The sequence below is a fragment of the Acinetobacter sp. SCLZS86 genome, assembly GCF_021560715.1.
GTDB classification, from domain to species: Bacteria; Pseudomonadota; Gammaproteobacteria; order Pseudomonadales; family Moraxellaceae; genus Acinetobacter; species Acinetobacter towneri_A.
In genome coordinates this window covers 1804643-1819145 of sequence record NZ_CP090864.1, presented here as the reverse complement: position 1 = coordinate 1819145, position 14503 = coordinate 1804643, and the positions used below count along the sequence as shown (strand labels likewise).

The 14503-nt window shown below is 40.8% G+C and carries 14 protein-coding genes; 1 reads left to right on the top strand and 13 read right to left on the bottom strand.

All coding sequences use genetic code 11. The features are described 5' to 3' along the window. Positions 1 to 10: 10 nt before the first annotated feature. From dnaB to ppsA, 11 genes are all read right to left on the bottom strand, one after another. Positions 11 to 1456 (bottom strand): replicative DNA helicase, encoded by a 1446-nt coding sequence (gene dnaB / locus LZP46_RS08750; RefSeq protein WP_004973149.1) that lies wholly within the window; start codon positions 1454 to 1456, stop codon positions 11 to 13. A 233-nt stretch (positions 1457 to 1689) separates the two neighbouring features. Next, a complete protein-coding gene (gene rplI / locus LZP46_RS08745; protein ID WP_004973150.1) occupies positions 1690 to 2136 on the bottom strand; it encodes a 50S ribosomal protein L9 in 447 nt (148 codons plus the stop codon). 9 nt (positions 2137 to 2145) lie between these two features. After that, positions 2146 to 2373 carry a 30S ribosomal protein S18 gene (rpsR, locus tag LZP46_RS08740; RefSeq protein WP_004719336.1) on the bottom strand — a complete coding sequence of 76 codons (228 nt, stop codon included), beginning with the start codon at positions 2371 to 2373 and terminating at the stop codon, positions 2146 to 2148. Positions 2374 to 2384: 11 nt separating this feature from the next. Continuing rightward, a complete protein-coding gene (gene rpsF, locus LZP46_RS08735) occupies positions 2385 to 2774 on the bottom strand; it encodes a 30S ribosomal protein S6 (protein WP_004973153.1) in 390 nt (129 codons plus the stop codon). Between the two features lie 353 nt (positions 2775 to 3127). Further along, positions 3128 to 4006 (bottom strand): heme o synthase, encoded by an 879-nt coding sequence (gene cyoE, locus LZP46_RS08730; protein ID WP_236093597.1) that lies wholly within the window; start codon positions 4004 to 4006, stop codon positions 3128 to 3130. 10 nt (positions 4007 to 4016) lie between these two features. Then, positions 4017 to 4343: a cytochrome o ubiquinol oxidase subunit IV gene (locus LZP46_RS08725; protein WP_004973158.1), complete on the bottom strand. Its 327-nt coding sequence runs from the start codon at positions 4341 to 4343 to the stop codon at positions 4017 to 4019. Next, complete coding sequence (gene cyoC / locus LZP46_RS08720; RefSeq protein ID WP_179995125.1) at positions 4343 to 4960, bottom strand: cytochrome o ubiquinol oxidase subunit III; 618 nt, start codon at positions 4958 to 4960, stop codon at positions 4343 to 4345. The genes LZP46_RS08725 and cyoC overlap by 1 nt, the downstream gene beginning before the upstream one ends. A gap of 3 nt (positions 4961 to 4963) precedes the next feature. Beyond that, entirely contained in the window at positions 4964 to 6952 is a 1989-nt protein-coding gene (cyoB, locus tag LZP46_RS08715) for a cytochrome o ubiquinol oxidase subunit I (RefSeq protein ID WP_236093596.1), read from the bottom strand. Positions 6953 to 6955: 3 nt separating this feature from the next. Next, on the bottom strand, positions 6956 to 8029 hold the full coding sequence (gene cyoA, locus LZP46_RS08710; protein WP_236093595.1) for a ubiquinol oxidase subunit II: 1074 nt from the start codon (positions 8027 to 8029) through the stop codon (positions 6956 to 6958). Positions 8030 to 8330: 301 nt separating this feature from the next. Next, a complete protein-coding gene (locus LZP46_RS08705; RefSeq protein ID WP_236093594.1) occupies positions 8331 to 9128 on the bottom strand; it encodes an RDD family protein in 798 nt (265 codons plus the stop codon). 74 nt (positions 9129 to 9202) lie between these two features. Beyond that, positions 9203 to 11581: a phosphoenolpyruvate synthase gene (gene ppsA / locus LZP46_RS08700; protein ID WP_236093593.1), complete on the bottom strand. Its 2379-nt coding sequence runs from the start codon at positions 11579 to 11581 to the stop codon at positions 9203 to 9205. Between the two features lie 155 nt (positions 11582 to 11736). On the opposite strand from ppsA, the gene ppsR reads away from it, so the two are divergent. Then, positions 11737 to 12573 carry a posphoenolpyruvate synthetase regulatory kinase/phosphorylase PpsR gene (gene ppsR, locus LZP46_RS08695; protein ID WP_019837977.1) on the top strand — a complete coding sequence of 279 codons (837 nt, stop codon included), beginning with the start codon at positions 11737 to 11739 and terminating at the stop codon, positions 12571 to 12573. Between the two features lie 114 nt (positions 12574 to 12687). Here the strand turns inward: ppsR and LZP46_RS08690 are convergent, their stop codons facing one another. Then, positions 12688 to 13242 (bottom strand): hypothetical protein, encoded by a 555-nt coding sequence (locus LZP46_RS08690; protein WP_019837976.1) that lies wholly within the window; start codon positions 13240 to 13242, stop codon positions 12688 to 12690. Positions 13243 to 13477: 235 nt separating this feature from the next. Then, positions 13478 to 14482: an LLM class flavin-dependent oxidoreductase gene (locus LZP46_RS08685; RefSeq protein WP_236093592.1), complete on the bottom strand. Its 1005-nt coding sequence runs from the start codon at positions 14480 to 14482 to the stop codon at positions 13478 to 13480. Positions 14483 to 14503 lie beyond the last annotated feature (21 nt).

Below are 14503 nucleotides of genomic sequence, written 5' to 3'. Positions count from 1 at the left end.
AATGCAAGCATTACTCTTCATCATCATACTGAGCATAATACTCAGGAGATAAGTTACTAAAACGCGTGTATTGTCCTTCAAAGGCAAGACGTACCGTACCAATGGGGCCGTTACGCTGTTTACCAATAATAATTTCGGCAGTGCCAGCTTCTTTAGATTCTTTATTATAAACTTCGTCGCGGTAAATAAACATGATTAAGTCCGCATCCTGCTCAATCGCACCAGATTCACGCAAGTCAGACATTACAGGGCGTTTATTAGGTCGGTTCTCCAAGGAACGGTTCAGCTGCGACAAAGCAATCACAGGGCAGTTCATCTCTTTGGCCAAGGCTTTTAAGCTACGTGAAATTTCTGAGATTTCGCCGACACGGTTATCGCCCATGCCTGGAACTTTCATTAACTGCAAGTAATCGACCATGATGCAGCCAATTTTACCGCCATGTTGTTTGGCAATGCGTCGTGCACGTGCACGTACTTCCGTAGGGGGTAGGGCAGATGAGTCATCAATATACAAATGCTTTTCTTGCAGTTGTAAAATCGTGCCTGTGACTTTTGACCATTCATCGCCACTGAGTTTGCCTGAACGTAAATTCCCCTGATGGACTTTGCCGTAAGCAGAAATCAAACGCATTGCAATTGAGTCTGCAGGCATTTCCATAGAGTAGACAAGAGCAGGCAAGTCATTGTTAAACAAAACACTTTCGACCAAATTCATGGCAAACGTGGTTTTACCCATAGATGGACGCGCAGCGACAATAATCAAATCACCCGCTTGCATGCCTGAGGTTTTATTATCTAACTCTACAAAACCTGTGGTTAAGCCTGTGATGTTACCTTCCATTTTAGAAAGTTCATCAAGTTTGTCGAATACGTCGGCAACGACACTCGATATGGCTTTTGGGCCTTGTGCTTTTGCATTGTTATTGTGTTGTTCGGCAATTTGGAAAATATTAGTTTCAGCCAAGTCTAAAATTTCACTCACGCTACGACCTTTGGTGTCATAGGCATTTTGTAAAATTTCAGAACTGACTTTAATCATGTTTCTGAGGGTCGAGAATTCTTTAATTTTCGTGGCATAGGTTTCTAGGTTATAAAAGCTAGAAGGTGAGTCCGCCATGAGCTGCATTAAATACTCTTCACCGCCCGCAGCTTCAAGCAAATTTTGTTTAATCAGCCAGTCATTCACCAATACGGCATCATAAGGTGAGTTTTCTTTAGACAAAGAATCAATAGCACGGAAAATATATTTATGGCGTGTCGCGTAGAAATCAGACTCTTGTAACACATCACCCACTTGTTCAAAAGATTCGGCCACAGTCATCAACGCAGCCAAAACAGCTTGTTCAATGGCTAAGTTGTGTGGTGGGGTACGAAACTCTTTAAGCGGGCTGTTCTCATTTGGTTTTAGATCAGACTTTGCAGTATGTTGCTTTGCGCTAGCAGTCGCCTGTGACATATAAATCCCTGATTTTTAAAACAGTAAATGCTGAATAATGCACGGGGGATAGAATTTGAAACTCATATTCTTTCCACTTCCCGATGATACGCCCTCTAGAAAAAAAAGCGAGTAGATTTTGGCGAAGGAGAAGTCAAAGCGTGCAGGACTATTTAGGAAATTTGTACTAATCGTATATTCTAAAGATAAAAAAAGAGCATGCGATTAGGCATGCTCTTTTCTTTTGCAGAAAATTACTCAGATACGATAGTAACGAGAACTTCAGCAACAACATCATGGTGCAATTGGATTGCGATGTTAAATTCACCAGTGTGACGAAGCGCACCGTTTGGTAAACGAACTTCTGCACGGTCAACTTCAAGACCAGCATTCGTTAACGCGTCAGCGATGTCACGAGTACCGATAGAACCGAAAAGTTTACCTTCATCACCAGCTTTAGCAGTGATTACGATGTTAACTTCGTTCAATTGGTCAGCACGTGCTTGAGCAGCAGCTAAAATTTCAGCTTCTTGTTTCTCAAGTTCAGCACGACGAGCTTCAAATGCAGCAGTGTTTGCTTCAGTTGCAGCAACTGCTTTACCTTGAGGGATCAAGTAGTTACGACCGTAACCAGCTTTAACTGAAACTTTATCGCCTAATTTACCAAGGTTCTTAATGCGTTGTAATAAGATAATATCCACAGCTCAACCTCACTTATGATTGTCAGTGTAAGGGATCAACGCTAAGTAGCGAGCTTGTTTAATAGCAAGCGCTAATTGACGTTGGTAACGAGCTTTAGTACCTGTAATACGGCTAGGAACAATCTTGCCATTTTCAGTGATGTACTGTTTTAGTGTATCGATATCTTTGTAGTCGATGTACGTAACGTTCTCAGCTGTAAAGCGGCAGAACTTGCGACGACGGTAAAAACGTGCCATTGATGTTCTCCTTAAGCTTCAGCAGAGTCTTGGTTAGCGTGTTGTGCTTCTTCACGTTGAGCTTTACGCGCACGTTTTTCTTCAGCACTCTTAGCCAATAATGACTCTTCAGTGATAGCGTTTTCACGACGGATGATCAAGCTACGAAGGATCGCGTCGTTATAACGGAACAATTCTTCTAACTCATCAAGCGTAGTTTGACCACATTCAACATTCATAAGAATGTAGTGCGCTTTATGAATTTTGTTAATTGGGTAAGCCAATTGACGACGGCCCCAATCTTCTAAACGGTGAATTTGACCTTCAGCTTCTTTGATGTGAGTTAGGTAACGTTCTACCATACCCACAACTTGATCGCTTTGGTCTGGGTGTACCAAAAGTACGATTTCGTAGTGACGCATTGTCAGCTCCTTACGGTTTATGCAGCCCCTGACTAATTGAGCCAGAAGCAAGGAGTCACAACCGAAGTTGTGTCGCAAAATTGCGAAGCGTCAATTTTAGTGCTTTTGCCAAGTAAATACAAGGCTTGGTCTAAGAAAAGATCGGCTTGGGTAAAAAGGGAATGTAATATTTTGCATCTATGATTGGAATTTAAATTTTATGCTTTGTATTTGTATGTCACTAACTTTTAGAGTGTTTAATGCAAAAATTATTAAGGACGAATAATTCAAAGACAGATAAATTGTTATTATTTAAATATTGAAGTGTGGAGAGGGCAGGTACTCCATTAAAAGATAGAGCTAAACTCTATCTTTTAAAAAAGTATGATTTGCGTGCTTGGTGCGGTTGCTGTAAAGCTAAAACATAAACTCACAACCGTAATTAAAATAACCGAAAATAGGAAAAAGCGTTTTGCCCATAATTGATCATTTTTTGCTTTGAATCCAATGACGCCAATATAGAACCAATAAATACAAAGTGCATTTAAAATAACCAGATACAGCCAGTTTGCATAATCAAATACAAACAGTCCATTCATGGCAATAGTAAATAACACCACATAAACCAGTGATTCAATTTTCGTTCGTAAAATTGAACGAGCAACTGGCAAAATTGGAATACCCGCATTTTTGTAATCATCAAAACGGTAAATTGCAATCGCCCAAGAGTGGGGCATTTGCCAAAGTGCATAACCTAAAAAGATAAGTAGTGCAGCTAAGTCAAATTGATTTGCAACAGCAGTATAACCAATGACAGGTGGGCTTGCGCCAGAAATACTGCCAATAATGGTTTGATGAATTGTTGTGCGTTTGGTCCATAGACTGTAAAAGCCGACATAAACCACGAAACCAATCAGTGCAAAAAGAAAAGCGTATGCGTTAACTCCAAACCATAAAATGCTAAAACCAATGACGCACAATACTACTGAATAAATCAGCGCTATAGGAACAGAAACAGTTTTTTGCACTAAAGCACGGTTTTGTGTGCGTTGCATTTTTTGGTCGATGTCTTGATCAATAATATTGTTGACCACACATCCCGAGGCCACAACAAGCGTTGTACCAAGCAGAGTAAGCAGTAGGAGAAGGAAGTCTACAGAACCTTGGGTAGCTACAAAGTAGCCACCCAAAGTGGTAATAAAATTACCAAAGAGAATTCCTGGCTTTGTCAGGAATAAATACTTTTTTAGCATGACAACCAGTTTAGATCATCATGTTGTAGTGTAGATAGTTCATGATCCATACAGATCCAACCAAAAGGATGGCAATGGTCAGAATGGTATACACGAATGCAATCACGTTCCAACGTTGCTCTGAAGAAGAATTCATATGCAAGAAATAAATTAATTGAATAAGAATCTGAGCAACTGCTGTAATCGAAATAACAGTAATTAAAATACCGCGGCCAAAACCACCTGCCATAACCATACCAAAAGGAATAATGGTAAGGATAACAGAAAGGATAAAGCCAATCGTATATTGCTTAGTGTTACCGTGTGATGCACCAGCAGAGTTGTGATCGTGACTCATTAGAGAACTCCCATCAAGTAAACTACGCTGAATACACAGATCCAAACGATGTCAAGGAAGTGCCAGAACAAGCTTAGGCAAGCTAAACGACGCATGTTCGGAATAGTCAAACCATATTTCTTGATTTGAACCATCAACACGATCATCCAAACTAAACCTGAAGTTACGTGAATACCGTGCGTACCAACCAAAGTAAAGAACGCAGATAAGAACGCACTCGCACTAGGTCCATGTCCAGCATGAACTAAATGGTTGAACTCGTAAAGTTCCATACCAATAAAGATCGCGCCGAAAACCCATGTCACGCCTAACCAAGTTAGAACTTTGGCAACATCTTTCTTGTAAGCAGCTAAAACAGCAAAACCGAAAGTTACAGAAGAAATCAACAGGGCAAAAGTTTCTGTTAAAACAAAGCCTAATGACTCGCCAAACAAATCTTTAGCTGTTGGAGTGCCTACTGGAACGTGGCTACTTAATACAGCGAACGCGATGAAGAGTGTACCGAAAAGTACAAGGTCACTCATCAAATAGGTCCAGAAACCAAAGACGGTGATGTCTGTATCATCGTGGTGATGATCATCATGTCCGTGGTTGTCGTGATGAAGTACTTCAGCCATGTCTTAGTCCTTCTTCAAGTGTTTTTCAAGGAGCGCATAGCGTTCGTTTTCAATACGCTCAACTTCAGCAGCAGGAACATAGTAGTCCACTTTCTTCGTGAAAGAGCTCACAATGAAGCTGATGATTGCAGCGATAAAGGTAACGAATACTAACCACCAAATATGCCAGATTAACGCGAAGCCCATAGTTGTAATAAACATTGCAATAATGAAACCAGCTGCACGGTTGGTTGGCATGTGGATGTCTTCATACTTCGTTGGACGCGCGTATGCAACACCATTTTCTTTGTCAGTCCAGAAAGTATCAATACCATTGATCTTTGGAAGGTGAGCAAAGTTATAGAACGGTGCTGGAGAAGAAGTCGCCCATTCAAGCGTACGACCATCCCATGGATCGCCTGTAAGGTCTAAACGTTGGTTGCGTTGTAAGAAACCAACTACGATCTGCATAACGAAGCAGAATAGACCAATAGCAATTAACACAGAACCAAAGAATGCAATTGCCAAGTATGGATCCCATTCAGGGTTGTCATAAGTATTCAAACGACGTGTCATACCCATGAAACCAAGGATATAAAGTGGCATGAATGCAAAGTAGAAACCGAAGAACCAGAACCAGAATGCTGCTTTACCCCAAGTCTCATTCAGTCTCCAACCAAACATTTTTGGCCAGTAGAAAATGATACCTGCGAACATCGCGAATACAACACCACCAATAATTACGTTATGGAAGTGAGCAATCAAGAATAAAGAGTTGTGTACAAGGAAGTCCGCTGGTGGAACTGCCATTAATACACCTGTTAAACCACCGATACCGAAAGTCACAAGGAAGCCAAGTGTCCATAGCATTGGGGTAGTGTAGGTAATACGACCCTTGTACATAGTGAATAACCAAGAGAAGATTTTCACACCAGTAGGAATCGCAATAATCATGGTCATGATACCGAAGAACGCGTTAACGTTGGCACCTGCACCCATGGTAAAGAAGTGGTGAACCCATACAACAAGTGATAACACACCAATTGCAACGGTTGCGTACACCATTGATTTGTAACCGAACAAAGTTTTGCGCGCAAAAGTCGCAGTTACTTCAGAGTAAATACCAAATGCTGGTAATACTAAGATATATACTTCTGGGTGACCCCATGTCCAAATCAAGTTTACATACAACATTGGGCTACCACCCATGTCGTTGGTAAAGAAGTGGAAACCGAAGTAACGGTCAAGCGTTAACATCGCAATTGTCGCAGTTAAAACTGGGAAAGTTGCAATGATAAGTACCGCAGTAACTAATGCTGTCCAAGTGAAAATAGGCATGTCCATAAGTTTCATGCCAGGCGCACGCATTTTGATGATGGTAACAAAGAAGTTAACACCCGTAAGAAGCGTACCTAGACCAGAAACCTGAAGTGCCCAAATATAGTAGTCAACACCAACACCTGGAGAGTATTCGATACCAGATAGAGGAGGATAAGCCATCCAACCTGTCGCAGCGAACTCACCTAATGCAAGTGAAACCATCATTAAACCTGCAGCACCAGCGAATAACCAGAAGCTTAAAGAGTTTAATAATGGAAAGGCTACGTCACGAGCACCAATCTGTAATGGTACAGAAATGTTCATTAAGCCAACAACAAGACCCATTGCCACGAAGAAGATCATGATTACACCATGGGCGGTGAAAATCTGGTCATAGTGTTCTGGGTGCAAATAGCCTTCACCACCACCTTTTGCAAGGAACAGTTGAAGACGCATCATAATCGCATCTGCAAAGCCACGCAGTAGCATGACTACAGATACAAAGATATACATAATACCAATTTTTTTATGGTCTACAGATGTGAACCATTCGTTCCACAGGTAGCCCCATTTTTTGAAGTAGGTAATACCAGCAATCGCTGCGATACCGCCTAAGATCATCATTGCAACAGTAACCAATACGATTGGATCGTAAGGAATTGCATCTGGACCTAACTTACCTAATAAGTTCATGTCTTATTCCCCTTGAGAAGCAGTCGCATGTTCAACTGCTACATGAGTTTCAGAAGCAGGCGCTTCACCAGCCACTACAGGAGCTGAATGGTCAGCACCATGGTAGTTACTCATATAGTTATTGATCACTGATTCAAACAAGCCTTGCTCAACAGAAGAGTAATAAGTCACAGGATGTGGCTGAGTCTTATATGGACCTTCTTTTAAAGCTGTTGCAGCAAGTTTTTTCTCTAACTCAGTTTTGGCGTTACGAACCATTGCATCAATTTGTTTCTGTGAACGGTTACCGTCACGTAAAGAAGCAAATTCAGCTTGATCTAAAACTGTTTTTTGAACAGCTTGAGGATTGATAGTCGTACCTTGACCTGCTTTAACAGCTGCTACCCATTGCTCAAAATCAGCTTGAGTTACAGAGTGAGCTTTAAAGCGCATTTGCGAGAAACCATAACCTGAGTAGTTAGATGAGAAACCACGGAATTCGCCCGTGTTGTCTGCTAAAACGTTCAAGTGAGTTTGCATACCCGCCATTGCATAAATCTGACCAGATAATGCAGGGATAAAGAACGAGTTCATTGTGAAGTTAGATGTTAAACGTAAGCTTACAGGCGTTTGCTCTGGGAAGCGCAATTCGTTAACAGTCGCAATGTTCTGTTCTGGGTAGATGAAGATCCATTTAAATTGTTCAGCAATAACTTGAACAGTTAAAGGAGCTTTTTCGGATTCTAGCGGACGGTAAGGGTCGTACTTGTGGGAACCCCACCAAGTTAACCAAGCTAAAATACAAATAATAATAACAGGTATACCCCATACTACAATTTCAATTGCAGTAGAGTGTGACCATGTTGGTTGATAGTCTGCGTCTTTATTCGATGCGCGATATTTCCAACCGAACCACAATGCCATAATTGCAGATGGAATAACCACCAATAGCATTAGGTAAATCGCAGTCATCATCAGGTTACTTTGACCTGCTGCAACTGGACCTTTTGAGTTCAGAAGTACTAAATCACCGCCACACCCAGTTAAGAGTGCAGCCATCGTAGATAAAGACAATACAGCTAAAATCGTTTGTCTCATTTTACAACCTCGGTGAAGAGTCCCATTCCCTAATTTAATATGGGATAGCGATTAAAGTGTCACATGATTAAAAAGACATCAAAAAGATGAAAAAGTCTTCTTAATCATCGGACACCGCTACGTTGTAGGGCATTATGCCTGATATCGACAAACTAAGCTACACATAAAGCGGCTTTAAGTGGAAGGAATAAAAACCAATTTTTATACTCGGAATTATTTGTGCTAATTTTAATTTATTTATATTTATCAATGCTGTAAGAAAAAAGGGATGATCAATCATCCCTGAGTAAATAAAATCAAATTATTGCTTTACTACTTTGGTTTTGGCAAGTTTATCGTGTAACGCTTGTCGTTTTGCACCAAATGCAAAGCCATAATCTAAAATTGTGATAAAGGGCATAAACATCATATTCAAAATAATGAAAATGATAGAGCGAATAGTAAACACACGCATTAGGCTGACTTTTTCATCGGTTTCGGCATCGACAATTTTAATTTTAGTCAGACGTTTGCCAATACTTTGTCCAGTTTTAGCCAATAGGAAGGCTTGTATGCCCAGCATAATCAATAAGTAAATTGCCACGGCTTGCCAAGCTTGCATTGGAATCAGCTGAAAGAGTTCAGTTTGCAATTGCATGGCTTGATCAGACGTTGTAGCTGTCTGCATTTTTTGTTGCAAACCAGACAATTGTTCAAACTGGTCAGCATTTAAGAAAAAAAAGGGAAGCGCTGCTGCAGGCAACCATAACAACATATCTATTATTTTGGCTAAAGCACGTTGGTTAATGCTCGCCAATTCATTTTTCGTTGCCTGTGTTCTTAAATTTGACGATGCTGAATTTGGTCGTGATGTGTTTGTAGCCGTATAATTTGTATTTTGAAAAGGTGAGTGTTCAGGGGCAGGTGGCGTGCTGACATAGCCTTGTGGTTCATATACAAGTTTACCTTGGGTGAGTTCACCTAAAGCTTTCCATTCGCTCATGCCTTGGTGCCAAGCCAAATCTGTCAGCAACACCTGTTGGCTTGCGAGCATTTGGTTGAGCTGCTCTAAGGTGTATGGCCCAGCTTGTTGATTATTTCGTGCCAAGTAAATTTGCATAAATATAAAATCTCAAAAAATGAATTTGAAAAAAAACCCACGCAGGTGCATGGGTTTTCTTTTAACACGTTTTATTACGCTTGTTGAGCTTTTTCTTCAGAAAGGAAGAACCAAGTGTCTAAAACTGAGTCTGGGTTTAAAGATACAGATTCAATACCTTGTTCCATCAACCAACGCGCAAGGTCAGGGTGATCTGAAGGACCTTGACCACAGATACCGACATATTTACCTGCTTTACGGCATGCGTGAATTGCCATAGAAAGTAATGCTTTCACAGCAGGGTCACGTTCATCAAACAGGTGAGAAACAATGCCTGAGTCACGGTCTAAACCAAGTGTTAACTGAGTTAAGTCATTTGAACCGATAGAGAAACCATCGAAATGCTCAAGGAATTGTTCAGCCAACAATGCATTGGTTGGTAATTCACACATCATGATCACTTTTAGACCATTTTCACCACGTTTTAAACCATTTAGCGTAAGCAATTCGATCACACGTTTTGCTTCAGCAACGGTACGTACAAATGGAATCATAATTTGTACGTTGGTTAAGCCCATTTCGTCACGTACTTTTTTCAAGGCACGACATTCAAGCTCGAAGCAGTCACGGAAATTGTCAGACACATAGCGGCTTGCACCACGGAAGCCCAACATTGGGTTTTCTTCTTCAGGCTCGTATAACTTACCGCCAATTAAGTTTGCGTATTCGTTTGATTTGAAGTCAGACATACGCACAATCACTGGTTTGTCAGCGAATGCAGCAGCAAGGGTAGAAATACCTTCAACTAATTTTTCTACATAGAATTCGATTGGTGATGAATAACCCGCAGTACGCGCCATAACTGCCGCACGTGTTTCACGTGGCAAGCTGTCAATGTTAAGTAATGCTTTAGGATGCACGCCAATCATACGGTTGATGATGAATTCTAAACGTGCAAGACCAATACCTTCGTTTGGAATTTGAGCAAAGTCAAATGCGCGGTCTGGGTTGCCGACGTTCATCATGATTTTGAACGGAAGTTTAGGCATAGATTCGATAGAGTTCTTTTGAACTTCAAAATCTAAAGCACCTTCATAAATGAAACCTGTGTCGCCTTCGGCACAAGAAACAGTAACTTCCTGACCATCAGTCAAAACTTCAGTTGCATTACCACAACCTACAATTGCAGGTACACCTAATTCACGTGCAATAATTGCAGCGTGACAAGTACGACCACCACGGTTAGTGACAATTGCCGCAGCACGTTTCATTACTGGTTCCCAGTCTGGGTCAGTCATGTCTGAAACAAGTACGTCACCTTCCTGAACTTTGTCCATTTCTTTAATAGACGTTACAACGCGAACTTTACCAGAACCGATACGCTGACCAATTGAACGACCTTCACAAATGACCGTACCTTTTTGTTTTAATAGGTAGCGTTCCATAGTGCCGACGTTTTCACGGCTTTTTACAGTTTCAGGACGTGCTTGAACGATGTAGATTTGACCGTCATCACCATCTTTTGCCCATTCAATATCCATAGGCGCTTGATAGTGTTCCTCAATAATTAAAGCTTGTTTTGCTAATTCTTGAAGTTCATGATCATTTAAAGAGAATTGTTGGCGATCTTGTTTTTCAACATCGACCACAACTACAGATTTACCAGCCGCGCCTTCTTCACCATAAATCATTTTTTGGTGTTTAGAGCCAAGGTTACGACGTAAAACTGAGTGTTTGCCTGCTTTTAATAAAGGCTTAGAAATATAGAATTCATCTGGGTTAACCGCACCCTGAACCACCATTTCACCCAAACCATAAGAAGCTGTGATGAATACGGCATCCCGGAAGCCAGATTCTGTGTCTAGGGTAAACATAACACCCGCTGCGCCTGTTTCTGAACGCACCATACGTTGTACGCCTGCAGATAAAGCAACGACATCGTGGTCAAAGTTTTGGTGTACACGGTAAGAAATCGCGCGGTCGTTGTACAAAGATGCAAAAACTTCTTTAATGGCAATTAATACGTTGTCGATGCCACGGATGTTGAGGAATGTTTCTTGCTGACCTGCGAAAGATGCGTCTGGTAGATCTTCTGCAGTTGCAGATGAACGAACGGCAACCGCGATGTTTGGGTTGCCGTTAGAGAGTGCTTCAAAAGCAACTCGAATTTCTTGTTCTAGTGATGCAGTAAGCGGAGTGTCGACAATCCATTGACGAATTTTTGCACCAGTTTCAGCAAGCGCATTCACGTCATCTACATTGAGTGTTTTTAGCTCTGCTTGAATTTTAGCGTTTAGGCCACTTTGCTCGAGAAATTCACGATAAGCAGCAGCTGTTGTTGCAAAGCCACCTGGTACAGATACACCAGCATTAGATAAGTGGCTGATCATTTCGCCCAAAGATGAGTTTTTCCCACCCACGAGCTCAACATCGTGTTTCCCTAATTTTTCCAGACCAATTACGCGCGCTTCCAAAGTTGTTACTCCACTTTTGCAGTATTAATCACTATCTTGTCATGAAATTATAATAAATCTACTTAGCAATTTGGTTTTACTAAGCGACAGTCATGTAAGATCGGTTTACTATAAAGATTATATAGCACTAAGACAAATATTTAAGGAGAATTTTAATGTCAGAAGGTAAACAATTTAAGCGGAGTGTTTTTTTTATTTCTGATGGAACTGCAATAACGGCTGAAACCCTAGGACATTCTCTTTTAGCGCAATTTCCAAATGTGGACTTTGATATTCATATTCATCCTTATATTACGTCTGAAGAAGCGGCTATGAATGTGGTGGCAGAAATTAATGCTCGAGCACAAAAAGATGGTCAATTACCTTTGGTGTTTGATACCTTGGTTGACCTATATGTGCGTGACATTATAAACACCGCTAAAGCGATTAATTTAGATGTATTTGAAGGCTTAATCAGTAAGCTTTCGGAAGAGTTAGGAACACCGCCAACTACTTTAGTCGGGCAGACGCATGCCGTAACAGATTCTGAATCTTACAAGGCACGTATTGATGCGGTGCATTTCGCCTTAGATAACGATGATGGCGCACGAACACGTCATTATGATAAGGCTGATCTGATTCTGATTGGAGTGTCGCGTTCGGGTAAAACACCGACTTCCATCTACCTTTCTTTACAGTTCGGGATTCGCGTGGCCAACTATCCACTCACTGAAGAAGATCTAGATGACAACCGTTTGCCAGCTGTACTGAAACCGCATAAACATAAGTTATTTGGCTTAATGATTGATGCTGAACGCCTTGTGGCGATCCGTACTGAACGTAAAGCCAATAGCCGTTATGCAAGTTTTAATCAGTGCCAAATGGAATTGCGTGCCATTGAGGGTATTTATATTTCAGAAGGGATTAAATATTTAAATGTATCTGAAATGTCGATTGAAGAAATTTCAACTCGTATTTTACAAATGACAGGTTTAAAACGTCGTATTGGTTAAACAAACTATATGTATTTAAAGAGCCAAAAGATTATTTTGGCTCTTTTTTATTGGATTTTAATAGAATAAAAACCAATCTACTATTTATTTATATGATATAGCTTTTAGCGTGACTTAAAATGTAGTGATAATGGTATCAATTGGATGTTCTTGCCCATCAATACTATGCACACTATTTGCGCAGACTTTAACAATTGGCCAAGTAATCAAATGGCAATTTTCACGTTGTAAAGCTAAATAATAATGATCAGATTTGAAATAGTGTTGATGAGTATCAGCAATGTTGGGTGTGAGTTGACGTTTGAGCCAAGTGTCTTTGATTTGAGCATCTAAAAAGCGCAAAGCCAAAATATTTTTGACGCGGTTATTAAATAAACGTCGATTTTTAAACATCAAAGGATGGCTAATTAGACGATGGATACCACGCTCGGTACTAGGTAAGACAAAATGCGGTGCAATTTGAAAGACTTGAACAGATGTTGCCTGCTGACAAAGTCTGTCGAGTTGTGCCACGCTGTCCTGATTTGCGCCAATAACTGCAACGCGTAAACCAGTGAAATCATGGTGTTTGATTTCAGTTGCAGGAATACATTTGCCTTGGAACTCTTGAAAATCTGTCAAACAGTTTTGAAAAGCGTGTCTATGAACGTCGTGTTTAGGACTGACCATGCTGAATCTCTTGATTTATTCATTTTATAAATTAGAACGTTTGCTCTATTTTGTTGGGGCAGTGCTGTTTGGTAAAGTCTTTTGTGCAGGCGAGCCAGTCATTCCTAAAGATTGAAAATTAATTCGACGGAGATTTAAGTAGCAGAAAACAAGAAAATGGATTTAAGTTTTTTATTTTAAATGCTTTTAATTGATTGAACCTTGCAGCTCAATGGAGCTGCAAGGTTGAAGCTAATTAAGTATCTAACTTCATTTGCATAAGCAAATCAAAGTTGTATAAGCGTTTTTCTGTGTCATAGATATCACAGGAAAAAATAAACTCATCGACATCATACTTTGCCAATAAGTTTTCTAATCCTGCTTTGACTGTAGCCTTAGAACCAATTTGTGCCATACCATAAAAACTATCGACAGACATTTTTTCTGCAGGCGACCACAAACCTTCCATACTTTCGACTGGAGCTTTGAGTTTTAGGCTTTGTCCACGCATTAACCCTAAAACACGCTGATAGGCACTGGTCGCTAAAAATTCTGCTTCGTGATCGGTATCTGCAACCACCGTTGGCACACCCATTGACACATAAGGTCGTTCTAAATATTCCGAAGGCTCAAAATTGTCCCGATATAACTGAATGGCTTGAGCAAGCATACGTGGGGCAAAGTGTGAGGCAAATGAGTAGGGTAGTCCTAATTTTGCAGCTAGCTGTGCGCTAAATAAACTTGAACCGAGTAACCATACAGGAACGTGTGTACCTTGTCCTGGCGTAGCAACAATACGTTGTTGTGGTTCAGCATCTTTAAAATAATGAAGAATTTCTAAAACATCTTGCGGAAATTGATCTTCAGTTTCTTGGCGACCACGACGCAGTGCACGCATAGTAACTTGATCAGTGCCTGGTGCCCGACCTAAACCCAGCTCAATACGATTAGGATATAGAGTCGCTAAAGTTCCAAACTGTTCAGCGACCACTAACGGAGCGTGGTTGGGGAGCATAATACCGCCCGAACCGAGTCTAATTTTTTTCGTATTTGCTAATAAATAACCCAAAAGTACAGCTGTTGCGGAGCTGGCAATGCCATCCATATTATGATGTTCTGCCAACCAAAAACGATCATAGCCGAGTTGTTCTGCGTGTCGAGCTAATTCAAGTGCATGATGCAGCGAAAACTGTACTGACTGATCATCACGTACAGGCGCGAGCTCAAGAATGGCAAATTTTGTGTCTTGTAGGGAACGCATCATTTATTCCAGCTTGATAAA

Coding starts and splice junctions, on each gene's coding strand:
- dnaB (WP_004973149.1), bottom strand. CDS start 1,456: ATGTCACAGGCGACTGCTAGCGCAAAGCAACATACTGCAAAGTCTGAT.
- rpsR (WP_004719336.1), bottom strand. CDS start 2,373: ATGGCACGTTTTTACCGTCGTCGCAAGTTCTGCCGCTTTACAGCTGAG.
- rpsF (WP_004973153.1), bottom strand. CDS start 2,774: ATGCGTCACTACGAAATCGTACTTTTGGTACACCCAGACCAAAGCGAT.
- cyoE (WP_236093597.1), bottom strand. CDS start 4,006: ATGCTAAAAAAGTATTTATTCCTGACAAAGCCAGGAATTCTCTTTGGT.
- LZP46_RS08725 (WP_004973158.1), bottom strand. CDS start 4,343: ATGAGTCACGATCACAACTCTGCTGGTGCATCACACGGTAACACTAAG.
- cyoC (WP_179995125.1), bottom strand. CDS start 4,960: ATGGCTGAAGTACTTCATCACGACAACCACGGACATGATGATCATCAC.
- cyoB (WP_236093596.1), bottom strand. CDS start 6,952: ATGAACTTATTAGGTAAGTTAGGTCCAGATGCAATTCCTTACGATCCA.
- cyoA (WP_236093595.1), bottom strand. CDS start 8,029: ATGAGACAAACGATTTTAGCTGTATTGTCTTTATCTACGATGGCTGCA.
- LZP46_RS08705 (WP_236093594.1), bottom strand. CDS start 9,128: ATGCAAATTTACTTGGCACGAAATAATCAACAAGCTGGGCCATACACC.
- ppsR (WP_019837977.1), top strand. CDS start 11,737: ATGTCAGAAGGTAAACAATTTAAGCGGAGTGTTTTTTTTATTTCTGAT.
- LZP46_RS08690 (WP_019837976.1), bottom strand. CDS start 13,242: ATGGTCAGTCCTAAACACGACGTTCATAGACACGCTTTTCAAAACTGT.
- LZP46_RS08685 (WP_236093592.1), bottom strand. CDS start 14,482: ATGCGTTCCCTACAAGACACAAAATTTGCCATTCTTGAGCTCGCGCCT.